The sequence below is a fragment of the Streptosporangium sp. NPDC000095 genome, assembly GCF_042899335.1.
Classification (GTDB): domain Bacteria; phylum Actinomycetota; class Actinomycetes; order Streptosporangiales; family Streptosporangiaceae; genus Streptosporangium.
The window spans coordinates 238,020-259,584 of sequence record NZ_JBIAZS010000008.1; the positions used below are offsets into that span (position 1 = coordinate 238,020).

Sequence of the window (21,565 nt, forward strand, 5' to 3'; positions counted from 1 at the left end):
TCGCCGCGATCCGGCCGGTGGGGGGGGCGGAGAGACTGCCGCCGTCACCGACGGAGATCGGCGAACGGCGCTGCGAACACCATAGGATGACAGGCAGATGTCTGCAATGTTTCTACTTATTTTCGCAAAAATACGCCTTCATCATGGCTTTATGTGACGCGAGAGCCGACAAGGGGAGATGAGGACGCATGGAGCAAAACACCGACCTGGAACGGTCCGATGTTTCACTTTCCCGAATCGCCGCCGGAAAACAGCCGGAAGGAACGGGGAGAGCACAGAACCACTGCCCCCGGTGTCGGAAACCTGTGGTTTTTCGCAGGTGAACTCGGAGGGATCTCCCAGTGGTCCGGACGAGGCGACGTACGTAGCGTCGACCGGTGCCCGAATTTAAGATCATCAATGGCCCCCTCCCCCGACATCTCCCGACGGTCCGCGCCGTCACGCTCGCGGCGCTCCTCCTGACGGCGGTGACGACCTTCGCAGGTACGAGCGCCACCGGGGAGACCGGAGAGAGCCCGAAGACCCGCGAGGCCGAGCAGATCGGTCCCGCGTCCGTCGACCGTTTCGTGAACGCCTACCGGGAGGCGACCGGCCTGCCGGGGGTCGCGGTCGCCGTCACCAAGGGGGACGAGGTCGTCCACGTCGCCGGTTACGGCCGTACCGCCTCCGGTGATCCCGTCACGGCGGACACCCCCATGGCGATCGCGTCACTCAGCAAGTCCTTCACCTCCCTGGCCGTCATGCAGCTGGCGGAGAAGGGAGTGGTCAGGCTCGACGAGCCGGTACGCGTCCGGCTCCCCGAGTTCGTGATGGCCGATCCTCGGGCGGCGCGCATCACCGTCCGCCAGTTGCTGGACCAGACCTCGGGCATGGCCGACGAGGCCTTTCCGGAAAGAAGCCTGCCCCAGCCCCGCTCGCTCCGCGAGGCCGTCGCGCGGCTGAGAGACGCGAGGCTGGCCGCCGCCCCCGGAACCCGGTGGAGCTATCACAACACCAACGCCCAGGTCGCCGCTCGGCTGGTCGAGGTCGTGAGCGGCACGACCTTCGCCGGTTACCTGCGACAGCACGTGTTCGGCCCGCTCGGCATGCGGAACAGCACCACGATCGACACCGAGCGCGACCTCCCCGCGAGCGCGCGGGGCCATCTTCACCTGCTGGGCGCAACGCTCGCCGTTGCCGAGCCCTCGGGGTTCGGCAACGGCTCCGGCGGGGTGATCAGCAGCGCGAGGGACATGGCCCGGTGGATGATCACGCAGAGTGGCGAGGGAACAGGTCCCGGCGGCGTGCGTGTCGTCTCCGCCGCGAGCGTCGCGGAGATGCGCACCCCGTCCAGGGTCAACGACTCCTACGCCCTGGGCTGGTCGCTCGGCACGACCGCGAAGGGCTCACCGGTCGTCGGACACGGCGGCGACCTGCTCACCGCGACGGCCCAGCAGACGCTCCTTCCCCGGTCGGGGTACGGCATCGTGGTCATGTCCAACACCGGTACGGCGTACGGCGACAGCGACGCCGTCGCGGACGCGCTGGTCGCCATGGCCGAGGGAGAGGAGCCCGAGGCGCCCCCCTCGGTCTCCCCCTTCCTCGTCATCGATCTCGCCATGGCGCTGGCCGCCGTCGCGACGCTTCTCATGGCGGGACGCGGGCTGGCCCGTTCCCGCCGGTGGGCCGGCCGGTACGCCGGCCGCCCGGTGTGGCGCGCGGCGGTGCGGCTGCCGCCGTACGCGGCGCCGGGGGTGCTGTGCCTCACGATCACCGATGTCTTCGGAGTGCTGGCCAGGGGAAAGGACATCACCTGGATGCAGGTGACCTATCTCTACCCGTCCTTCATGATCTGGCTCGTTCTCGCCACCGGGGCGTGCGCGATCCTGGTCCTCGTACGGATCGGCCATCTGGTGCGGACACGCCGCACGCCCTCGCCCGGCTCCGGGGAAGGCGATCACAGCGCCGCTCAGCCGTCCAGACCTTCCAGATAGCGCAGGACGGCCAGGACGCGCCGGCTGTAGCCGGGGGTTCGCGACAGCCCGAGCTTGTCAAAGATCGCGTTGATGTGCTTCTCCACCGCGCTCTGGGACACGTGCAGACGCTCGGCGATCGCGCCGTTGACAAGGCCCTGGGCCAGTTGCTCCAGTACCTGGGTCTCCCGCCGGGTGAGCCTGCTCAGCGGGTCGGCCCGGGTGGTGCGGACGAGCAGCCGCCTGACCACCTCCGGATCGAAGACCGCCCCGCCCGCGCGGACCCGCTCCAGGGACTCCAGGAACTCGCCCACCTCGGTCACCCGGTCCTTGAGCAGATATCCCAGCCCTTCCGGGGTTCCGGCGAGCAGCCGGGCGGCGTAGGCCGTCTCGACGTACTGCGACAGCACGAGCACGCCGACGTCCGGCCACCGCTCCCGGATCGTCAGTGAGGCCCGCAGCCCTTCGCCCGCCTGTCCCGGCGGCATGCGCACGTCCACGATCGCCACGTCGGGGCGGTGCTCGTCCACGGCACCGAGCAGCCCCGCCGAGTCGCCGACCGCCGCTACCACCACGTGCCCCGCCTCCTCCAGGAGGCGGATCAGGCCCTCGCGGAACAGTACGGAATCATCGGCGAGGATCAGGCGCATGACCGCTCCTGGCGTTCGGCCCCATCGCGGGGCAGGGTCGCCGTGATCCTGGTCGGGCCACCCGAAGGGCTGTCCACCTCCAAGGCGCCGTCCAGCGCCAGAACCCGCCGCTCCAGCCCGGACAGCCCGCCACCCGCGGGATCGGCCCCGCCCCTGCCGTCGTCGGTGATCTCCACGGTCACCGTGTGCTCGTCCTCGCTCAGAACCACCAGGACGCCTTGGGCTCCCGCGTGCTTCGCGGCGTTGGCGATGGCCTCGCGGGCCACGAAGTAGACGGCCGTCTCGATCTCGGAGACCGGGCGTTCCGCGAGGCCGTAGCGGACGGTCACCGGCACGCCCGCTCGTTCCGCCACCCCGGCCAGGGCCGCGCGCAGGCCCAGCTCGTCCAGAGCGGCCGGGTAAACACTCCAGGCCACGTCGCGCAGTTCGTCCAGGAGGCGGCGCGATTCCGCGTACGCCTGGTCCACGAGGGCGGCGACCGCGGCCGGGTCGGCGCCGTGCCGCGCCCTGCCCAGCAGCATTCCCAGGGCCACGCCCCTCTGCTGGACGCCGTCGTGCAGGTCGCGCTCGATGCGGCGGCGCTCGTCGTCGACGGCCCGCACGACGCCGCTACGGGTGACGGTCAGTTCCTCGATGCGGCGGCGCATCGCCTCCCGCTCCCCAGGGCCGGCGCAGTACGCGGCCAACCGCCGCTCCGCCGTCACCGTCGCGGCGCCCCACAGCGCGGACAGCCCCAGCAGGACCAACCCGTAGACGGTGCCCAGCGGCCCGCTGTCGACCGTCAGACGCACGCCGGGGTATCGCAGCGAGACCGGGGACGACGCGCCGGAGAGGAGTTCCCCGACACCGCCGTACAGGAAGAGCAGGCCGACGAAGAGGCCGGCGAAGGTCAGATAGCTCGCGAACGTGCCGAACGTCGCCCGCAGCGCGAGGTAGCCGACGCCACTCCCGACCGGCACCCCACCGGTGTCGTATCCGAACCACGCCGCCAGCCGGGCGCGTTCCAACGCGACCAGCCATGCCATCCCCACCTCCGCGAACCGCCGGGCGGCGCGTCGGCCCCCGGACCACGCGGCCAGGATCACGAACAGAACGGCCGCGACGCACAGGAAGCCCAGCTCGGCGAGGCCCGTCACGGCCCCTGCGGCCAGACCGGTGACGCGCCGGGCCGCCCTCGCGGCCGGTGTCCCCGCCCGGGCGGGACGAGGCAGCGGCCGCGGCGTGGTGTTCGTCATCGGCGTCGTCGACATCAGACGAATTGTATTGACCTTCCTCTGAGCCCTTCGGAGCCCGAACACCACGCGGGTGATCATCACAGGATTGAATGCCTGCATAAAACAGCCCAAAAACCCCACATGCACGAATTCGCGTTGACCGGCCACTGGGGATTGGCCATATTTGCGCAATGATTCGTCCACGTCCCCTCGCGGGAGCGATCCTCGCGTCCGTCCTGCTGACCGGCTCCCTCGCCGCCCCCGCCACCGCCTCGGCCCAGGAGACCGTCGCCGTCTCCTCCACCGAGGCCGCCGCACGACCCGGTAACGGCAAGATCCTCTACAACCGCATCAGCGGCGGCCGGGGCAAGCTGAAGGTGAAGAACGGCACCGGCAGGGACGCCGTCGTCACGCTGGTCCGCGGCAGGTCCAAGGCGATCAGCGTCTACGTCCGCGCCCGGTCCACCGCCACCGCCACCGGTGTGCGGGACGGCAACTACACCATCTTCTTCACCTCCGGCCACCGGTTCAACACCTCCCGGGGCAGGTTCGCCCAGTCCCCCTCCTACCAGCGCTTCACCGACCGGCTGAGGTTCACCACGACCACGACCAGCTCGACCATCGGGACCCTCACCCTCAACCCGGTCAGGGGTGGCAACGCCAGGACGACCGGCGTCAACCCGAACGACTTCCCGTCCTGATCCGACCCGATCCTGTCCGCCCCTTGTCCCCTCCTCGCGGACTCGGTCGGATACGGCGGACTCAGTTCCCCGCTCCCCCACCCGTACGTCCATCACCACGGCAACACCCGCAGCGTCGCCGGTCACAACCGCAGGGCCGCCTTTCCCCCACGGGGAAAGGCGGCCCTGCGCCCGTTCGGAGGTGGAAAGGGACCCAGCACCTGTAGGCAGCGGAGCCGATCAGCTCCCGGCGAAGGACGCGACGGCGAGCCAGGCGACGCAGCACACCCTCGCGGGACGTACCTTGAACTGCACAGGTTGTTGTATCCGACCAGACCTGGGGAAGGTGTGAACGCCATGGAAGCCGCTACCGTGGAAGGCACCGTTGAGGTTGTCGAGGCCGAAGAAGAGCTCGTTCTGACCGACGACGACGAGGCGCCCGCAGCCCTGGAAGCGAGCGTCGGAGCCAGCACCGACCCCGTCAAGGACTATCTCAAGCAGATCGGCAGGATCTCCCTGCTCAACGCCGAGCAGGAGGTCGAGCTCGCCCGGCGCATCGAGGCAGGGCTGTTCGCCACCGAGCGGCTCAACGACGGCGCCCGGCTCCAGCCCGACGTTCGCGCGGAGCTCGAATGGCTCGCCGAAGACGGCCACCGGGCCAAGAACCACCTGCTGGAGGCCAACCTGCGCCTGGTGGTGTCGCTGGCCAAGCGCCACACCGGCCGGGGCATGCTGTTCCTGGACCTGATCCAGGAGGGCAACCTGGGGCTGATCCGCGCCGTGGAGAAGTTCGACTACACCAAGGGATTCAAGTTCTCCACGTACGCCACCTGGTGGATCAAGCAGGCGATCACCCGGGCGCTCGCCGACCAGGCACGCACCATCCGCATCCCCGTTCACATGGTCGAAGTGATCAACAAGCTGGCGCGGGTGCACCGGCAGATGACGACCGACCTGGGCCGCGAGCCCACCCCTGAGGAGCTGGCCGTGGAGCTGGAGATGACCCCGGAGCGGGTCGTCGAGGTCCAGGGATACGGGCGGGAGCCGATCTCCCTGCACAGCCCGCTGGGCACCGAGGGCGACAGCGAGTTCGGCGACCTCATCGAGGACTCCGAGGCGATCACCCCCGAGGACGCGGTGGCCTCCGCGCTGCTGCAGGAGCAGTTGCACACCATCCTGGACGCGCTGTCGGAGCGTGAGGCCGGGGTGGTGGCGATGCGGTTCGGGCTCGGTGACGGGCGGCCCAAGACCCTTGAGGAGATCGGACGCGCCTACGGGGTGACCCGCGAGCGCATCCGGCAGATCGAGTCCAAGACCATGACGAAGCTGCGCCACCCCTCGCGCTCGCGGGCCCTGCGCGACTATCTGACCTGAGCGCCCCCGGCCGGCCCGCGTCCGCACAGGCCGGTGACGCTCAGCCGGCCGTACGGGCGACGAGGGCGGTGACCGTCTCCTCCAGGCCCGACGGCGGCCGCCCCAGCAGGCGCGCGAGGTCGGAGCCGGTCGTGGCGAGGGCACCGGCGCGCACCGCGGGGAACACGCCCCCCAGCCAACCGGCCTCCGCGTCGGTGATCTCCCGATGCTTGATCGGCCTGCCCAGAACACGGGTGAGAACCTCGGCGAGCTCCGGATAGGTCCACAGCGGACCGAGCAACTCGTAGGTCGCGTTCTCGTGCCCGGAACCGGTGAGGGCGGCACTCGCGGCCAGCGCCAGGTCACGCAACCTCGCGGTGTTGAGCGGCCGGCCACCGGTGGAGGAGGTGATCTCACCCTCTTTTCCCGCCTGGACAAGCGCAGCGCCCAGGAACGCCTCGGAGTAGAGGGCGTTGCGCAGCACGGTGTAGGCCGGACCCGCCTCGCGGAGCGCCCTCTCCGTCGCCGTGTGGTCGGCGACGGGGCCCCGGCCGTCCTCCGCGCCCACGGCGCTGGTGTAGGCGACGCGGCGCACCCCCGCCCGGACGGCGGCCTCGACGACGGTGCGGTGCTGCCGCACGCGGACTCCGGGCGTCATGTCCGGCCCGGACACCAGGAGCAGCACCTCGATCCCGGCGAGCGCGGCGTCGACGGACGCGGCGTCGTCATGATCACAGTGCCGCACCTCGACACCGCCGCCGAGCAGGTCCTCCGCCTTCTTCGGGGTACGGGCGAGCGCGACGAGGTCGCGGGCGGGGACCCTGGCGAGCAGGTCCTCGATGACGAGCCTTCCGAGATTTCCCGTGACACCGGTCACAGCGATCATGGTCAACGGCGTTTCCTCTCCTCTTCCGCGGCTTCCCCGCGGCCTTTCCACGGGTTTCCCGCGAGCCCTCCCGGACTCCGCACCCGTTCCGCGCGGACGGCCCCGTCGACGGCCCGTCGACGGCCGGGAGATGCCCGGGGAGCGTACCGGCGAAGGCGCACCGGCCGCCTCGGATTTAATTCCCGCCACGACGAGCCCCGCGGCACGAAGGATCGCCGGACCGAACGGACACGCCGTCTCGGGAGCGGGCCACCACCCGCGCCCGGCGAAGGGAGCCGCCGTCTCCCGCCGTGGCGCGTCCTTCAGGCTTCCCTGGCACCCGAGGGAACGACCTTGCCGAGCCCCCAGGCGACGAGGCCGGTGATCGCTCCGACGATCACCCCGGTGAAGACACTGCTCACCGCGGCGAAGAGGCGCAGGATGAGGGACTGTACCGCCGGGTCGACGTCGCCCAGGTTTCCACCGAGTACGGGCGGGTTGTCGCCGAAGGCGGCCTCCCAGAGCACCTGATGTCCCACGGCCAGGAAGACGCCGTAGAACAGGCCCACGACGAGGAGGGTGAGGAAGGGGTTGGGTACTCGTTTCCAGAGGACGACCGCGATCCATACGACCGGCGGCACGAAGACGAACAGGGCGTTCACGAAGGTGCCCTCGTGGATGATGTCCAGGTCGTGAAGCACGACCCGGGGCGCGGCGAGAAGAGCGAGGCCGATCACGGCGATCAGGGGCAGCCCGAGCGCCGGGCGCCTTCGGGCGAGCGGCCCACGCGGCGAGGTGTTGTGAGAGGTCATGGCCTCAAACTAGAAAGCGCGAGGGGCGTGGCACATCCGTGTCCGATCTCGACACCCGTACGTCGGAAGGCGACTTTCCGTGTCGCCTCACGTGGACTGTGGAGCGCCACGACGGCGCCGTAGGGTGGCTGCGTGGTCGAAGAACGGCGTGTTCAGGCACGAAGAAAACTCCCGCCCTGGGCGGTCGACGCCCTGATCGGCGTGGGTGTCACCCTCGTGCTGTCGATCGTCATCTCCGCCGGCCAGGGAGGACGGCAGAGCCCGGACCCGATCGCCCATCTGTGGGCCGTGGGCCTGGGGGCGCTGATGCTCGTCCGGCGACGCCACCCGACGGCCGTGCTCGCCGTCACCGCCCTGGGTTTGTTCGCCTACTACGCCGCCGGTCACCCGGCTGTGGGAGTGGCCGTCCCCGTCGCCGCGGCGCTGTTCTCGGCGGCCGAGTTCGGCCGGCTCGTCCACGCCGTCGTCACCGCCACCGTCGTGATCGCGGTCTCGCTGTTCTTCCGCCTCATCGAGGGTGAGGACTTCTCGTTCGTCGTCGGCTACGAGCTGGCCGGGCACGTCCTGCTCATGGCCGCGGCGATCGCCCTGGGAGACGGCCTGAGGTCGAGAAGGACCGTGCAGGCGGGGGCGAGGCGGATCGCCGAACTCACCGCCCAGCGCTACCGGCAGGAGGCCGACGCCCGACTTCACGCCGAACGCCTCGCCATAGCGCGAGAGCTGCACGACTCGATCGGTCACACGACCTCCGTCATCTCCCTGCACGCCGATGTCGCCCGCGAGTCGCTCGGCCACGACGAGGCACGGACCCGGGCGGCTCTGGATCTGATCAAGTCAACCAGCACGCGCACGATGAGCGAGCTGCGCAGGACCGTCGCCCTCCTCCGCACCCCCGGCGAGAATCCGAGGTCGGTCCTCTCACTGTCGAGCGTGGGCTCACTGCGTGAGACGGCCGCCGCGGCGGGGATCGACCTCGACCTCGAGATGCGCGTCACCACCGAGCTTCCCGCGACGGTCGACGCGTGCGCGTTCAGAATCGTCCAGGAGGCGGTCACCAACATCGTCAAGCACTCCCGCGGCACCCGCGCCCGCGTCGTCGCGCTCGACGACGGAGCGGTCCTGCGCCTGTCCGTGACCGACGACGGCCCCGGGCAGGGCCCCGACAGCGGAGCGGGGCACGGCATCGCCGGGATGCGCGAGCGCGCGGAGACGCTCGGGGGCACCCTGACGGCCGGACGCGAGTCCACGGGTTTCACCGTCCGAGCCGTCCTTCCACTGGAGCAGACATCATGATCAGGGTGGTCATCGCCGACGACCAGGAGCTCGTACGCGCGGGCCTGCGAGCACTCCTCGAAAACGATCCGGACATCACCGTCGCCGGAGAGGCGTCCAGCGGACGCGCGGCGCTCTCCCTCGTCCGGGAGCTCCGCCCGGACGTCGTGCTCATGGACATCCGCATGCCCGGTATGAACGGACTCGAGGCGACCGCGGCCATCCGCGCCGACGGCTCCCTGGACGGCTCACGGGTGCTGATCCTCACCACCTTCGACGACGAGGAGGACATCGTCGAGGCCGTCACGCTCGGCGCCGCCGGTTACCTCCTCAAGGACACTCCGTCGGAAGACCTCCGCAAGGCGGTGCGCACGGCCGCCGAAGGGGGGAACGTGCTCTCCCCCGCGATCGCGCGGCGCGTCATGGAACGCCTCGCCCGAGCTCCGAAACCACCCGCGCCCGACCCTCGGCTCGCCACCCTCACCGAAAGGGAACTCGCCGTCCTGACCCGGATCGGGTACGCCGAGACCAATGACAGGATCGCCGCGGCCCTCTTCATCAGCCCGGCCACCGTACGCACCTACGTCAGCCGGATCCTGACCAAACTCGACGCGCGGGACCGCACGGCACTCGCCGTCATCGCTCACCGCTCGGGCCTCGGCACCGGCGAGTAGCGGCAGGCGAGACCTCGCGCTCAGTTCGCGGGTGTGGACGTCACGTCGGGGAGCCTCGCCGGGGCGGTGTCGTGCACCTGCTGGAAGATCACCGAAGTGCGGAAACCCGCGATCTCGCGGCGCTTGCTGAGCCGGTCCAGCAGGAAGGCGTGCAGGTGGTCGAGGTCCTGGACCGCCACGTGGAGAAGGAAGTCGTCGCCACCGGCCAGCACGAAGACGCTGAGCACCTCGGGCAGGGCGCTCGCCGAGTCCTTGAAGGTGTCGATGACGGTGCGGCTGAGCGGGCGTACCTGCACGGAGACGAGAGCCTGGACGCCGCGGTTCAGGGCCGCGGGGTCGATGTCGGCGTGATAGCCGCGGATGACCCCGCGGCGGGTGAGCGCCCTCACGCGTTCCAGGCAGGTCGAGGGCGCGATCCCGAGTTTGCGGGCCAGCTCACGATTGGACTGCCGCGCATCCGTTTGGAGAAGCCGGATGATCTCCGAATCAAGTTCGTCCATGACCGGTATTTTGCCGGTCGTTCCAGCCATACGTTCGATCGGAACCCTGAGCCGCGACCGGATATCCGATTCTTGGACCCGGACACCGATCACATGAAGGGATCGTCATATGCCAGGGTTCGACCATGAGCAGGTCGCGGTTCACACGGGGCCGCGCTCCGGCCTGCCCGTCATCGTCGCCGTCCATTCGACGGCGCTCGGCCAGGCGGTCGGCGGGTGCCGGATCTGGAACTACCCCGACTGGCGGGACGGCCTCTCCGACGCGTTGCGCCTGTCGGCCGGCATGACCGCCAAGTGCGCGGTGGCCGGACTGGCCAACGGTGGCGGCAAGACCGTCGTCGCCGTCCCCGAAGGGGTCGAACTCGATCCGGTCCGCCGCCGTCACGTGCTGCACGACGTCGCGGACGTCATCGCCTCCCTGGACGGCAGGTACGCCACCGGCCCGGACGTCGGGACCGGCCCGGCCGACATGGCGGTCATCGGCGAGCGCACCCCCCACGTGTTCTGCAGACCCGCGCGACAGGCCGGCAGCGGCGACTCCTCTCCGCACACCGCGGCCGGGACGCTCGCCGCGCTGCGCGCCGTCGGCAGGCGGCTCCACGGCACCCCGAGCCTCACCGGTCGCCGTCTGGCCGTGATCGGCCTGGGCAACGTGGGCGAGAAGATCGTCCGCCTGCTCGCCGCCGAGGGAGCCGAACTCCTCGTCGGCGACATCGATCCCGGCAAGCGGGCACTCGCCGACGAGGTCGGCGCCACCTGGGGCGAGCCCGCGCAGGTCGTCACCGCGGACGTCGACATCCTGGTGCCCGCCGCCCTCGGCGGCGTCCTCACCGAGGAGATCGTGCCCGGCCTGCGGTGCGCCGCCATCGCGGGGCCCGCGAACAACCAGCTCACCACCCCGGCCGTCGCCGACCTGCTGCACCGCCGCGACATCATCTGGGTGCCCGACTACGTCGTCAGCGCGGGCGGGGTGATCCACGCCCTCACCGTCGAACTCGACCGCGGAACCGCCGACGAGGTGCTCGCCCGCGTCCAGAACATCGAGGACACCGTCACCACCCTGCTCGCCACCTCGGAGCGCACCGACACCACCCCCGCGCGGGCCGCTTCCGAACTGACCCGGCTCCGCCTGCGCGCGGCCGCCGCCTCGCGCCGTTCCGGGCCCGGCTTCGATCGAGGTGGACCAGGTCACGAGGCCTTCACGCATCCTGGTAAGGGAGATGCAGGCCACGCTCGAAGAAGCTCTCCAGCACCATGATGGTTCGCGTCCCGACCACCCCCTCGATCTCGAAAAGCCTGCGCAGCACCTCCTGCAGTTCCCTGGTGCTCGCCGTGCGCACCTTGACCAGCAGTGACGCCGGTCCCGCGATGACGTGCGCCTCCTCGATCTCGGGAATCGCGAGCAGTGCCTCGCCCGACGCGCCCATCCATGCCTGCCCCTCCACGAGCACGAAGGACAGCACACCTCTGCCCGCGGCGACGGGATCGACCTCGATGGTCGTCCGCCGGATCAGCCCTCGTTCGCGCAGCTTGCGCACCCGTTCGTGCGCGGCGCCGCTCGACAATCCCACCTCGGCCCCGAGCGCGGCGTAGGACCGACCGGCGTCGTCCTGAAGGATGCCGATCAACATCTTGTCAATCCTGTCCATCGCCGTATCATATTCTGCGATCAAGGAGGATTACATGACGGAATCCATTGCCGCGGAGTTCGAGGTGCTCGACGAGCGGTTCGCCGACGTCGGGGGCGACAAGCGGGTCGAGCGGATCCACCACGGTTGCCGGTGGGCCGAAGGTCCCACCTACGTCCCGGCGGGCCGCTATCTGCTGTGGAGCGACATCCCCAACGACAGGATTCTCCGCTGGGACGAGATGACGGGAAACGTGGGTCCCTTCCGCGCTCCCGCGGGCTACACCAACGGTCACACCCTTGACCGGCAGGGCCGGCTGATCTCCTGCGAGCACGGCGCCCGGCGGGTGACCCGCACCGAGCACGACGGCTCCATCACCGTCATCGCCGACCGCTGGCAGGGCAAGCGCCTCAACAGCCCCAACGACGTGGTGGTCAGGTCGGATGACTCCGTGTGGTTCACCGACCCCAGGTACGGCATCGCCAGCGACTACGAGGGCCACCAGGCGGAGAGCGAGATCGGCAACGATCAGGTCTACCGTCTCGCCCCCGCCACCGGAGAGATCACGGCGGTGGCCGACGACTTCGCCCGCCCCAACGGCCTCGCCTTCTCGACGGACGAGTCCCTCCTCTACGTCGCCGACACCCAGCGCGGGCATCTGCGGGTCTTCGAGGTGCGGGGCGCCGCCCTGGAGAACGGCAGGGTGCTCGCGGAATGCTCGGCGGGCGGTCTCGACGGGATCAGGCTCGACACCGCCGGCCGGATCTGGGCGGCGACGCACGAGGGAGTGCACTGTTTCGCCCCGGACGGCACCTTGATCGGCAAGCTCAGGCTTCCCGAGAAGACCTCCAACCTGGTCTTCGGCGGCCTCAAGCGCAACTGGCTGTTCATGACGGCCTCCACCTCCGTCTACGCGATCATGACCAACGTCCGCGGAGCGTGACCTTCCGAAAGCGGGACGGCGATCGGCTCGCGAATGCGACCGATGCGCCGGGAAGCCTGGCGGAGTCACCGGGAACACGAGGAGAACATCGAGTTCGACGGGGCGCGTCCCGCCCTCCGACCTCGTAAACTCCGTAAACCCATCGAAATGGATCGACGCATCCGGACCGGTGGCGCCGCGCCGCGTTTCCTTCCGGCCCGAAGGCCGGAGTGTCCACCCCGGAGGTATTCGATGCACGTCCCCCAGGACCCCGGGTCCGAGGCGACGCCCCTCCAGCCTTCCGGCCCGCCGCCTCACCGGCCCGGTGTCCCCGACCCGTCCGGCGCGTACGGTCCGCCATCGGGCGCGTACGTTCCGCCCGTGGACCACTTCCCGCCCTCACCGAGGCACGAGCCCTGGATGGTGCCGGCGCCGCCCGGCAGCCGCTACGACCTGCTGGCGCGCACCCGCCTGCACGCCTGGTGGCGACCGGTGCTGGGCACGGCCGCGGGACTCGCGGGCCTCATGCTGGCCGGACTCGCCGTCATCCTCGGCGGTGCGACGCTCGGCGTGATCGTGGGCGCCGAGATGGGCGGATCCGAGGAGCAGATCTTCACCGATCCGGTGCTCGACCTGGGGATCAACCTGCTCTCGATCGCGGTCGTCCTGCCGATCGTGTACGGCGTGGTGGCGTGGATCCAGCGGCGCCCGCCCGGCACCCTCTCCTCGGTCGTCGGCCGCCTGCGGTGGCGGTGGATGGCGCGATGCACGGCGGTGGCGATCGGCGTCGTGGTGCTGGGCCAGGCCGCGGTCGCCGTCACCTACGTCGCCACCGGCGAAGACCTCGGCGAGCTGTTCGGCTGGGTCGGCTGGGAGCGCTTCCTGCCCGTTCTGGTCGTCACCCTGCTCCTGGTGCCCTTCCAGGCCGCCGCCGAGGAGTACGTCTTCCGGGGATGGCTGATCCAGGCGTTCGGCGCCTTCCTCTCCAATCCGTGGCCGGGCATCCTGCTGAGTACCGCCGCCTTCACCGCGGTGCACGCCTACGTCGACTGGGGCATCGTCGACGTCTTCGCCTTCGGTGCGCTGATGGGCTGGCTCGCGGTGCGGACCGGCGGCCTGGAGGCGGCCATCGCCCTGCACGTGGTCAACAACGTGCTGGCCTTCGGGGTCAGCGGAGCCGACGGCAGCCTGCCGGAGGCACTGAAACAGGGGTCGGTGCCCTGGCAGACCCTGGCGGGAACGGTCGTGCAGCTCGGCCTCTACGCGATCGTGGTCCTGGCCATGGCGAAGAGGCGGAGGATCGAGACCGTCTCCCCATGACTCCCCGTGCGTGACTCCCCGTGGGCCTGGTTTCCCCCGCTTCCTCTTTGAGCGCAACCCCGCCGATCCCCGCACCGTGTCAGAACGGCACGTCCCCCGATCGCCCACCTTCGGGCGCCGACACCCTGTCGTCCGCGTGGAAAGCGGTCGGCACCACGTACTCCCATCCCTCTCGCCAGTCGAACGGCGCGTCCACCAGTTCCTCCAGCTCGCGGCCGTCGAGGAGGTGGTCCAGCGCCCATCTGTTGGCGGAGTGGGAGATCACCAGGACACGATGACCGTCCCAGGCGGCCGCGAGGTCACCGAGGAAGTCACGGGTCTGCTCCACTACCTGGCGGTAGCTCTGCCCGCCCGGCCACGGGATGTCGATGTGACGTGACCGCTCGTCGGCGAGCCGGATGACCGGCATGCCGTTGAGTTCGCCGTAATCGCACTCGCGGAGCCGCGCGTCTTGATGGATCGGGATGTCGGAGCCACCGAGGGCGATCTCGGCGGTCTCGACGGCGCGCCCCAGATCGGAGACGAACACGGCCGAGATCGCGTCATCACGACGGCGTTCCCCGAGTTCACGGGCGAATTCACGACCGCGCGGCGAGAGCGCGCCGGGAAGCCAGCCGGTGGCGATTCCCGCCTCGTTGTCGGTGCTGATCGAGTGCGTCTCGTAGACGAGCTCCACCGCCATCGCGAGACCTCCAAGATCTCCCGTCCGCCACACCGCCGGCGGCGGACCAACTGATCACGACTTCACACACCACGAAATCATCCGGGCAAGGACCGGCGAGAGACCTTCCGGGCGTCCGTTTCCGGACACTTCCATATCCGGCGCCGCGCCCGTACGGCCGATCCGAGCGACGCGTCCGAGCCGCCCTCCAGCGCTTCTTGACATCTTATATGCCAACTTGGCTATATTGCTGAAGTGGCAACCACATTCGAAGTACTTGCCGAGCCCCGGCGCAGGGAGATCCTCGATCTGCTCCGTACCGGCGAGCGTCCCGTGGGCGACCTGGTGGAGCGGCTCGCACTGACCCAACCGACGGTGTCGAAACACCTGAGGATCCTGCGCGAGGCGGGCCTGGTCGAGGTCAGGCACGACGCGCAGCGCCGGTGGTATCGACTGCGGCCCGAACCGCTCGCCGAGATAGCCGCCTGGCTTGAGCCCTACCGGAGCATGTGGAACGAGAGCCTGGACTCGCTCGAACGCCGCCTCGACGCCATGCCGGAAGAGATCTAACGAGACCCAAGAAAGGGCGACATAGTGGAAGAGCGATTGGCGACCCTGCGAACCGTCGGCGACCAACCGGTGCTGCGCTTCGAACGACGGCTGGCCCACTCCCCCGAGAAGGTCTGGAAAGCCGTCACCGACCCGGCCGAGATGGCCCACTGGTTTCCGGCGGCAGTAGAGAGCGAACCGTCCGTCGGTGCGGCGATGCGCTTCACCTTCGAGGGCGAGGGCGACCCCACTCACGGCCGGGTCCTGGAGTTCGACCCTCCGAAGGTGTACGCGTTCCGCTGGAACCAGGACGTGCTGCGCTTCGAGCTTCTCCCCGACGGGCCCGGCTGCCTGCTCGTCCTCACCCACGCGCTGGGAGGCGGCTGGACCGGCAGGCTGACCGCGGGCCGCACCGCGGCGGGCTGGGACCTCTGCCTGGCCGCGCTGCTGTCCAGGCTGGACGACGAGCCCTTCGAGCGGCCTCCGGGCTGGAGGAGCCGGATCGCGGACTACGTCGAGATCTTCGGCCTGGCCGAGGGGGAGACACGAAAGAGCGGAGACGACCACCTCGTCAGGTTCGCGCGCGACCTGATCTGGAAGCCCGTCGAGGAGGTGTGGAACATCCTCGTCGCGGGGGAAACACCCCGCCCTGGCGCGGAGCCCCCGGCGTGGTTCACGACCCCGCATGTGCCCGCGGGTTCTGTCACGCAGGCCGGAGCGCCGCGCGCCCTGGAATACGAGTGGCTCCATGAGGGCGAGCCCGCGGGACGGGTGCGTTGGGAGTTGGCGCACGACCCCGCACAAGGCACCCGGGTCGAGCTGACACAGACGCTTCCCGCCCGGCTGGCCGATCTCCGCGCGACGGCGCTCGCCGCCTGGCAGGCGCACCTGGAGGCGTTCTTCGCCACCGTCCAGGGCGAGACCCCCCACCCGCCGCAGGGCCGCGTCGAGGAGCTGCGGAAACTGTACGAGCACCGCCTGGGCTGACATCCGGACGTGGCACCGGACACCGGAGGCGGGGGGGAATCGCCGCCGCGCCGTGGTGAAGCGTCCAAGCTCATGGACCGTCTTCGAGCCCGGGACCCCTCACGGGAACCCACCCGCACCCGGCGTCCCGCGTCGAGCGCCCGCCCCCGGGCGGTTCACAACAGTCGTCTCTGCACGACGTCGGCGATGACCGTGGTCACGACCTTGCCGACCTCTCCCTCCTCGGGCGGGGCGCCCGCCCGCCCGGCGAACATCAGGTGCCCGGCCCCGACCAGTGAGATCGCGAGCGAGTCGACGTCCGCGTCGACCGCGATGCGGCCCAGCTCGCACTCGTCGGCGAGGTAGGAGGCGATCATGGCCACGGCCTCCGCCATGACCGGGACTCCGTGGGGCGGCCCGGCCTGGCGCAGCCGGGCGCGCAGTTCGTCGCGGAAGACGATGAGGCCGACGATCGACACGGTGACCGGGTCGAACAGTTCCCTCAGCGCGCCGGTGAGGTTGGCGGCCACGGTGCCGGTCCCCGCGGAGTCGCGTAGGGCGGCGGCCTGGTCGCCGATTCCAGCGATGCGCTCTCGCACGAGTTCGGCGAGGAAGTCGTCGAAGTCGGCGAAGTGCCGGTGCAGGACCCCCTTGGCGACGTCCGCCTCTGTGGTGACCGCGCGGCTGGTCAGCGCGTTCGGCCCGTCCCTGAGCAGGACGCGCTCGGCGGCGTCGAACAGGTGCCTGCGCGCGTCGCGGATGTGCACCCCGGTCGGCACAGCGTGCCCCTCCCTCTCTTGACGGCCTTCACTCGATTGACGAGTGGGCATGCGCCCACTAAAGTGGGCGCATGCCCACTTTATCGCGGGAACAGCCCCGCCCTTCCGGTAAAGAGTCCCACAACGCCAGGCGGATGGCGGAGTCGTTCGGAGTGGACGCCGAACGCTACGACCGGACCCGGCCCCGCTACCCCGACGCCCTGGTGGAGCGGATCGTCGCCGCCGGCCCCGGACCCGATCTCCTCGACGTCGGGTGCGGCACCGGCATCGCGGCCCGGCAGTTCCAGGCGGCCGGTTGCCGGGTGCTCGGGGTCGAGCCCGACACGCGGATGGCCGAATTCGCCCGGGGCACCGGGGTCGAGGTGGAGGTCTCGACGTTCGAGGCCTGGGAAGACGCGGGCCGGACGTTCGACGCGGTGGTCGCGGGCCAGACCTGGCACTGGGTGGACCCGGTCGCCGGCGCCGCCAAGGCGGCACGGGTGCTGCGGCCCGGGGGCAGGCTGACGGTGTTCTCCCACGTGTTCGATCTCCCGCCCGCTCTCGCGGAGGCCTTCGCCACGGCCTACCGGCGGGTGGCACCCGACTCGCCGCTCGACCTCCAGTCGCAGAAGCGCCCCTCGGACCCCTACCAGGCGCTGTTCCCCAGGTTCGCCGACGGGGTGAGGGAGGCGGGCGGGTTCGGCGAGCCGGAGCGGTGGCGATTCGAGGAGGAGCACTCCTACACGCGCGACGAGTGGCTGGACATGGCGCCCACCAGCGGCGCCCTCACGCTGCTTCCGGCGGACCGACTGGCCGAGGTGCTGGAGGCCGTCGGGACCGCCATCGACGCGATCGGGAGCGGTTTCTCCGTGCCCTACACCACGCTGGCGATCACCGTGACGCGCACCGGCGCCGCCTGATCCGGCTTGCAGGACGGGCCGGGACGCTGCCCGGCCGCCGGAGCCGGCACGGGATTGACCCGGAAACCAGGGAAAAACCAGGAAAACGGCGAACGCCCCGGCTCGCCCCCCGAAGCCGCCTGTGAACGCGTTCGCCGAAGCACATTCACCGGCGGGGCGAGGTGTCAGCGTCCGGAACCCTCGGCGATCCTCGGCAGATCCCGCCAGGCGACGCCCGGGGGCGGGGCGGTCGCGCAGACGACGTAGCGGTGCGGGGTCAGGGCCGACATGCGGCCGGGCAGCAGGCTCAGGCAGGCCGAGTGCAGCGCCTCCGGAGTGGTCTTCGCCGACGTGAAGCACACCAGCCGATGCCCGAACCGTTCGTCGGCTTCCGCGGTGACGACCGTTTCCGCGAGGCGGGCCGCCGCGTCGCCGCCGGCCGTCCGCGCGAGCGCGTCCCTCACCAGGCGTTCGACCTCGGGGAGGTGGATCCAGCATCCGTCGACCAAGAGCCAGCCTTCGTCCCGGGAAACCGGGACGACGCCGGTGAGGGCGGTCAACTCGGTCAGCGGCACGTCCCGATCGCCCGCCTCGATGAGCAGCCGCGCGATCCCCTCGCCGAGGGCCCGCGCGTCGTCGCGGGGCAGGCAGCGCGGGTCGGCCCACAGGGTGACGTCGAGTTCGCCGTGCAGCCGGTGGACCCAGAGCGAGGCGCGTGTGGGCAGGGTGGCCGGTGGAAGCCAGACCGAGTGAACATCCTGACCGCTACGGCCGACCCGCGCGCCCCTGCCGGGGACGCTCATGTCGTTGAACACGAGATCCCTGGCGAAGAAGAGACCGCGCTCCCGCTGGACGTCCTCCATCACCCGGATGAGGGCGTCCGAGTCGAAGCGGCTGTTCCGGTACGCGGCCATCGCCGCCGAGCGCGCGCCGCGCAACACGGTGTCGAAGCCGTCCTCGCCGATCTCCACCGGGATCAGCGCGTCCTGGGCGAGCGGTCCGACGTACTCGCGCAACTCCGGCCGGAAGCGGTTCGCCGAGATGGACAGCACGACGACCGTCCGCAGGCGGGCCCGCACTCCGGCGAGTGCCGCCAGGGCCGCCAGCACCGCCGCCGACGGGCTCGCCCCGGTACGCGCGGAGATCCGCCCCAGCGCCCCGGCCGCCGGGACCGAGCGCACCCGCAGCCGGGGAAGCAACCAGTCCGTCTCGCCGTCCACGGCGACCGTGAGCGTGGACCGGGGCACCCCGCTCAGGTGGCCCTCCCAGTAGCGCAGCGCCGCCTCCGCCCGCCGTAGACCGGCCGGGGTGCGCTCGGCCGCCGCGACGTCGAGCGGCTGCGGCGCGGTCACCGGCGCGAGCGGTTTACCGAGGAGAAGTTCGTCCCACTCGGTGAGCAGTACGGCCAGCCCGGCCGCGTCCGTCGCGCTGTGCGTGGTCACCAGGACGACCTGCCGGGGTACGCCACCGGAGGTGATCACGGCGATCCGGAGCGGGATCTCCTCGGCCGGCGCGAAGCGCGTCCCGTGCAGCCGGCGCGCGACCTCCTCCGCGAGGTCGGCGTCGGGCGTCTCGGCGCGGATCCGAGCCGGTCCCCCGCCCTCGGCTCCCTCCGCACCATGCGCTCTCCCGTCCTGGGCTCCCCTCGTGCCCCGCGCCGCTCCGCTCTCCACGCCCTCCGGCCCGCCGGCCCATCCGCTCTCCACGTCCTTCTCGCTCACCGGAGCGTCCGCCCGGTTTCCGGCTGCGTCCGCTCCGGCCGAGAGCTCGCCGGTTTCGTGGACCTCGACGGTCACGCCTCCCTCGGCCAGAACCCGCTGGAGACCGTCATGGAAGGTCGTGCGCAGGGACTCGTGCCGGGTCACCAGCCCGATCACCGCCTTGGTGATCACGGCGAGCGTCGTGCCCGGCTGGAGCGCCCGCACGACGCGGTAGTTCATGTGCTCCGGCGGGTCGGTGAGCATGCAGCGGACCATGTTGGCCTGCCCCGTCGTCAACGGGCCGTGCCGCGCCCTCAAGCCGGAGAAACGTACGGCGAAGGAGTGCTCCGGGAGGTCGGGCCGGTGCGGGAGCCGGAACCGTTCCTGCCTGGACGAGAGCGGTCGTGCCACGGGGAGCCGCCAAACCGGAAAGTCCGTTATTGAAAAGTTTACTTACAGTTTCGGAGGTGACGTCAGTGAATCACGTCCACGGGAAAGGCGGCAACCCCCCGTGGGTCGCCACCGGCCCCCCGTTCCACACCCGCGACGAGCGAACGGAGATTCCGCCGCCCCTCACTGTTACGCCGGAAACATGAATGTCAGGGAAGGATCTCTGCCAGCCACGCCGACTGCGCGGCGAGGTGGTGCGCCTGGCCGCCCTCGTGGCCGTTCCACTCGTACACCAGGACCTCCTTCGTGCCGCCGTAGTGGTTCACGCAGGCGTAGACGCCGGAGGGCGGGCAGATCTCGTCGCGCAGGGCGACCCCGAAGTGCGCCGGGCAGCGCGCGTCCCTGGCGAGGATCGCGACGTCGAAGTAGGCGAGCGTGGCGAAGGCCTGGTCGACGAGACGGTGATGCGTGTGACACCACGTCACCAACTCCGGGAACGGCCCGTCCGTGGCGACCTGCGTCGATCGCTTGATGTGACACAGGAACGGCACGTTGGGCATGGTGGCCGCCACGTCCGTGCGCAGCGAGGCGGCGACGAGGGCGAGCGCGCCACCCTGGCTCGTGCCGGTGGTCACCAGGCGGGCCGGGTCGGCGCCGGGCAACTGGGCCGCGGCCTCCACCGCGCGGACCGCGTCGGTGAACAGCCGCCGGTAGTAGTAGTGGTCCCGGTCGGGCAGCCCGTCGGTGAGGAAGCCCGGTACGTGCGGTCGCCCGGAAGCCCCCAGGTCGGCGGTGTCACCCGTCCGCCACGCGCTGCCCTGGCCCCGGGTGTCCATGATCAGGTGCGGGTGCCCGGCCGACGACCAGTACAGCCACTCGTGCGGCAGTCCCCGGCCACCGCCGTAACCGACGTACTCGACGATGGTCGGCAGGAGCCCGGCCCGGTCGCGCGGAACCAGGTACCACGCTTTGATCGGGTGCCCGCCGAAACCCGCGAAGGTGACGTCGTAGACGTCGACCGTACGCAGCGGGGTGTCCCGCACGAGTTCCGCCCGCACGTTCAGCGGAAACTCCTCCGCGGCGGCCAACGTGGCCGCCCAGAAATCATGGAGATCCGCCGGGGGGACGAGTTTCGGGCGGTAGTTTTCGAGTTGCTCCACGGCTATCTCGGTGAACATCTCGGGGTTGCTCAAGTTCGACTCCGGGTGGCTTGGGTCACATCGATTCGAGCGGCCGTCGAGAATCACGTCTTCCAACGGGCCGCAGGCCCAGCCACCATAGCGGCCGGACGAGAAAGCCCGGCAGGTGGCGTCGAACAGGGGACGGCTCACCGTCAAGGCACTGCGGCCTCCCGGATACGGCAGGTCTCCGTCGCGGGTCAGGCGGAAGGCGGAGAGGCCTCGCCGCGGCTGTTGACCTCGGCCGCGATCCGGTTGGCGCGCCGGCCGATCAGGAGCAACCCGCCGACCAGGAGCGTGAACTGCAGGGCGATGATCGCGTAACCGACCGCCTCCGGGAGGTCGAACAGGGCGGCGACGACGACGGAGACCGCGAGCACCAGCCCCACGGCCGTCGCCAGCCGGCGCATCGGCGCCTTCGCCCACGCGTGCGCGGCGTTCCACGCCTCGCGGGAGGCGAGGGTCTGCCGGGTGCGAAGGCCGGCGAGCTGGTTTCGGGTGTCGGTCGCGCCGGATTCGTCGTGGAACGGGATCAGTAGGAGCGCGAGCGCGGGGAGGGTGAGGACGGAGGTCATGATCACCGGGTCCATACCCGGATGCTACCCGCCCCAGCCCTGCGGTC

General features: G+C 70.6%; 21 protein-coding genes and 1 pseudogene. 11 read left to right on the top strand and 11 right to left on the bottom strand.

Annotation, left to right across the window (positions count from 1 at the left end):
* The first annotated feature begins 377 nt into the window (after positions 1–377).
* Entirely contained in the window at positions 378–1,973 is a 1,596-nt protein-coding gene (locus tag ACFY3V_RS19870) for a serine hydrolase domain-containing protein (protein ID WP_389775127.1), read from the top strand.
* On the opposite strand, the gene ACFY3V_RS19875 is transcribed toward ACFY3V_RS19870, so the two are convergent.
* Both ACFY3V_RS19875 and ACFY3V_RS19880 read right to left on the bottom strand, forming a co-directional pair.
* The gene (locus ACFY3V_RS19875) at positions 1,949–2,602 is read right to left on the bottom strand and encodes a response regulator (protein ID WP_389775130.1); all 654 of its coding nucleotides are present in this window, start codon (positions 2,600–2,602) and stop codon (positions 1,949–1,951) included. The genes ACFY3V_RS19870 and ACFY3V_RS19875 overlap by 25 nt on opposite strands.
* Positions 2,593–3,852, bottom strand: coding sequence for a sensor histidine kinase (locus ACFY3V_RS19880; protein ID WP_389775133.1), 1,260 nt, complete (start codon positions 3,850–3,852; stop codon positions 2,593–2,595). The genes ACFY3V_RS19875 and ACFY3V_RS19880 overlap by 10 nt, the downstream gene beginning before the upstream one ends.
* Before the next feature lie 155 nt (positions 3,853–4,007).
* On the opposite strand from ACFY3V_RS19880, the gene ACFY3V_RS19885 reads away from it, so the two are divergent.
* A complete protein-coding gene (locus ACFY3V_RS19885; RefSeq protein WP_389775136.1) occupies positions 4,008–4,517 on the top strand; it encodes a hypothetical protein in 510 nt (169 codons plus the stop codon).
* A gap of 393 nt (positions 4,518–4,910) precedes the next feature.
* Positions 4,911–5,870: pseudogene (locus tag ACFY3V_RS19890) on the top strand (RNA polymerase sigma factor); the annotation flags it as partial.
* Positions 5,871–5,910: 40 nt separating this feature from the next.
* On the opposite strand, the gene ACFY3V_RS19895 reads toward ACFY3V_RS19890, so the two are convergent.
* A complete protein-coding gene (locus tag ACFY3V_RS19895) occupies positions 5,911–6,735 on the bottom strand; it encodes an NAD(P)H-binding protein (RefSeq protein ID WP_389775299.1) in 825 nt (274 codons plus the stop codon).
* A 302-nt stretch (positions 6,736–7,037) separates the two neighbouring features.
* Positions 7,038–7,526, bottom strand: coding sequence for a hypothetical protein (locus ACFY3V_RS19900; protein ID WP_389775138.1), 489 nt, complete (start codon positions 7,524–7,526; stop codon positions 7,038–7,040).
* A 132-nt stretch (positions 7,527–7,658) separates the two neighbouring features.
* On the opposite strand from ACFY3V_RS19900, the gene ACFY3V_RS19905 reads away from it, so the two are divergent.
* Complete coding sequence (locus ACFY3V_RS19905) at positions 7,659–8,819, top strand: sensor histidine kinase (protein WP_389775141.1); 1,161 nt, start codon at positions 7,659–7,661, stop codon at positions 8,817–8,819.
* Complete coding sequence (locus ACFY3V_RS19910) at positions 8,816–9,472, top strand: response regulator (protein WP_389775144.1); 657 nt, start codon at positions 8,816–8,818, stop codon at positions 9,470–9,472. Before ACFY3V_RS19905 ends, ACFY3V_RS19910 begins: the two co-directional genes overlap by 4 nt.
* Positions 9,473–9,492: 20 nt before the next feature.
* On the opposite strand, the gene ACFY3V_RS19915 is transcribed toward ACFY3V_RS19910, so the two are convergent.
* Entirely contained in the window at positions 9,493–9,972 is a 480-nt protein-coding gene (locus ACFY3V_RS19915; protein ID WP_362901375.1) for an Lrp/AsnC family transcriptional regulator, read from the bottom strand.
* 109 nt (positions 9,973–10,081) lie between these two features.
* On the opposite strand from ACFY3V_RS19915, the gene ACFY3V_RS19920 reads away from it, so the two are divergent.
* Entirely contained in the window at positions 10,082–11,230 is a 1,149-nt protein-coding gene (locus ACFY3V_RS19920) for a Glu/Leu/Phe/Val dehydrogenase dimerization domain-containing protein (protein ID WP_389775148.1), read from the top strand.
* On the opposite strand, the gene ACFY3V_RS19925 is transcribed toward ACFY3V_RS19920, so the two are convergent.
* Positions 11,172–11,621, bottom strand: coding sequence for an Lrp/AsnC family transcriptional regulator (locus ACFY3V_RS19925; protein WP_362901371.1), 450 nt, complete (start codon positions 11,619–11,621; stop codon positions 11,172–11,174). The two genes, ACFY3V_RS19920 and ACFY3V_RS19925, sit on opposite strands and share 59 nt — an antisense overlap.
* Before the next feature lie 34 nt (positions 11,622–11,655).
* Here ACFY3V_RS19925 and ACFY3V_RS19930 point away from each other — a divergent pair, with 34 nt between their 5' ends.
* Both ACFY3V_RS19930 and ACFY3V_RS19935 read left to right on the top strand, forming a co-directional pair.
* Entirely contained in the window at positions 11,656–12,543 is an 888-nt protein-coding gene (locus ACFY3V_RS19930; protein ID WP_389775151.1) for an SMP-30/gluconolactonase/LRE family protein, read from the top strand.
* A 360-nt stretch (positions 12,544–12,903) separates the two neighbouring features.
* Complete coding sequence (locus ACFY3V_RS19935) at positions 12,904–13,842, top strand: CPBP family intramembrane glutamic endopeptidase (RefSeq protein WP_389775154.1); 939 nt, start codon at positions 12,904–12,906, stop codon at positions 13,840–13,842.
* Positions 13,843–13,921: 79 nt separating this feature from the next.
* Here ACFY3V_RS19935 and ACFY3V_RS19940 read toward each other — a convergent pair whose 3' ends face one another.
* A complete protein-coding gene (locus ACFY3V_RS19940; RefSeq protein ID WP_389775157.1) occupies positions 13,922–14,524 on the bottom strand; it encodes a histidine phosphatase family protein in 603 nt (200 codons plus the stop codon).
* 234 nt (positions 14,525–14,758) lie between these two features.
* Between ACFY3V_RS19940 and ACFY3V_RS19945 the strand changes: the two genes are divergently transcribed.
* Entirely contained in the window at positions 14,759–15,073 is a 315-nt protein-coding gene (locus ACFY3V_RS19945) for a metalloregulator ArsR/SmtB family transcription factor (protein ID WP_362515601.1), read from the top strand.
* Between the two features lie 36 nt (positions 15,074–15,109).
* On the top strand, positions 15,110–16,039 hold the full coding sequence (locus tag ACFY3V_RS19950) for an SRPBCC family protein (protein ID WP_362901363.1): 930 nt from the start codon (positions 15,110–15,112) through the stop codon (positions 16,037–16,039).
* A gap of 155 nt (positions 16,040–16,194) precedes the next feature.
* Here ACFY3V_RS19950 and ACFY3V_RS19955 read toward each other — a convergent pair whose 3' ends face one another.
* Entirely contained in the window at positions 16,195–16,797 is a 603-nt protein-coding gene (locus tag ACFY3V_RS19955; protein ID WP_362901361.1) for a TetR family transcriptional regulator, read from the bottom strand.
* A gap of 71 nt (positions 16,798–16,868) precedes the next feature.
* On the opposite strand from ACFY3V_RS19955, the gene ACFY3V_RS19960 reads away from it, so the two are divergent.
* Positions 16,869–17,696, top strand: a complete 828-nt coding sequence (locus ACFY3V_RS19960) for a class I SAM-dependent methyltransferase (RefSeq protein WP_362901359.1) — start codon at positions 16,869–16,871, stop codon at positions 17,694–17,696.
* Positions 17,697–17,860: 164 nt separating this feature from the next.
* Here ACFY3V_RS19960 and ACFY3V_RS19965 read toward each other — a convergent pair whose 3' ends face one another.
* The 3 genes from ACFY3V_RS19965 to ACFY3V_RS19975 all read right to left on the bottom strand — a co-directional run bounded on the left by ACFY3V_RS19965 (position 17,861) and on the right by ACFY3V_RS19975 (position 21,533).
* Entirely contained in the window at positions 17,861–19,786 is a 1,926-nt protein-coding gene (locus ACFY3V_RS19965; protein WP_362901357.1) for a hypothetical protein, read from the bottom strand.
* 188 nt (positions 19,787–19,974) lie between these two features.
* Positions 19,975–20,958, bottom strand: a complete 984-nt coding sequence (locus ACFY3V_RS19970; protein ID WP_362901355.1) for an acetylxylan esterase — start codon at positions 20,956–20,958, stop codon at positions 19,975–19,977.
* A 185-nt stretch (positions 20,959–21,143) separates the two neighbouring features.
* Entirely contained in the window at positions 21,144–21,533 is a 390-nt protein-coding gene (locus ACFY3V_RS19975; RefSeq protein WP_362901353.1) for an SdpI family protein, read from the bottom strand.
* Between the last annotated feature and the right edge of the window lie 32 nt (positions 21,534–21,565).

What these genes read in the sequence shown, in the direction of transcription:
- ACFY3V_RS19875 (WP_389775130.1), bottom strand. Translation starts at nt 2,602, where the DNA reads ATGCGCCTGATCCTCGCCGATGATTCCGTACTGTTCCGCGAGGGCCTG.
- ACFY3V_RS19880 (WP_389775133.1), bottom strand. Translation starts at nt 3,852, where the DNA reads ATGTCGACGACGCCGATGACGAACACCACGCCGCGGCCGCTGCCTCGT.
- ACFY3V_RS19885 (WP_389775136.1), top strand. Translation starts at nt 4,008, where the DNA reads ATGATTCGTCCACGTCCCCTCGCGGGAGCGATCCTCGCGTCCGTCCTG.
- ACFY3V_RS19895 (WP_389775299.1), bottom strand. Translation starts at nt 6,735, where the DNA reads ATGATCGCTGTGACCGGTGTCACGGGAAATCTCGGAAGGCTCGTCATC.
- ACFY3V_RS19900 (WP_389775138.1), bottom strand. Translation starts at nt 7,526, where the DNA reads ATGACCTCTCACAACACCTCGCCGCGTGGGCCGCTCGCCCGAAGGCGC.
- ACFY3V_RS19910 (WP_389775144.1), top strand. Translation starts at nt 8,816, where the DNA reads ATGATCAGGGTGGTCATCGCCGACGACCAGGAGCTCGTACGCGCGGGC.
- ACFY3V_RS19915 (WP_362901375.1), bottom strand. Translation starts at nt 9,972, where the DNA reads ATGGACGAACTTGATTCGGAGATCATCCGGCTTCTCCAAACGGATGCG.
- ACFY3V_RS19920 (WP_389775148.1), top strand. Translation starts at nt 10,082, where the DNA reads ATGCCAGGGTTCGACCATGAGCAGGTCGCGGTTCACACGGGGCCGCGC.
- ACFY3V_RS19925 (WP_362901371.1), bottom strand. Translation starts at nt 11,621, where the DNA reads ATGGACAGGATTGACAAGATGTTGATCGGCATCCTTCAGGACGACGCC.
- ACFY3V_RS19930 (WP_389775151.1), top strand. Translation starts at nt 11,656, where the DNA reads ATGACGGAATCCATTGCCGCGGAGTTCGAGGTGCTCGACGAGCGGTTC.
- ACFY3V_RS19940 (WP_389775157.1), bottom strand. Translation starts at nt 14,524, where the DNA reads ATGGCGGTGGAGCTCGTCTACGAGACGCACTCGATCAGCACCGACAAC.
- ACFY3V_RS19960 (WP_362901359.1), top strand. Translation starts at nt 16,869, where the DNA reads ATGCCCACTTTATCGCGGGAACAGCCCCGCCCTTCCGGTAAAGAGTCC.
- ACFY3V_RS19975 (WP_362901353.1), bottom strand. Translation starts at nt 21,533, where the DNA reads ATGGACCCGGTGATCATGACCTCCGTCCTCACCCTCCCCGCGCTCGCG.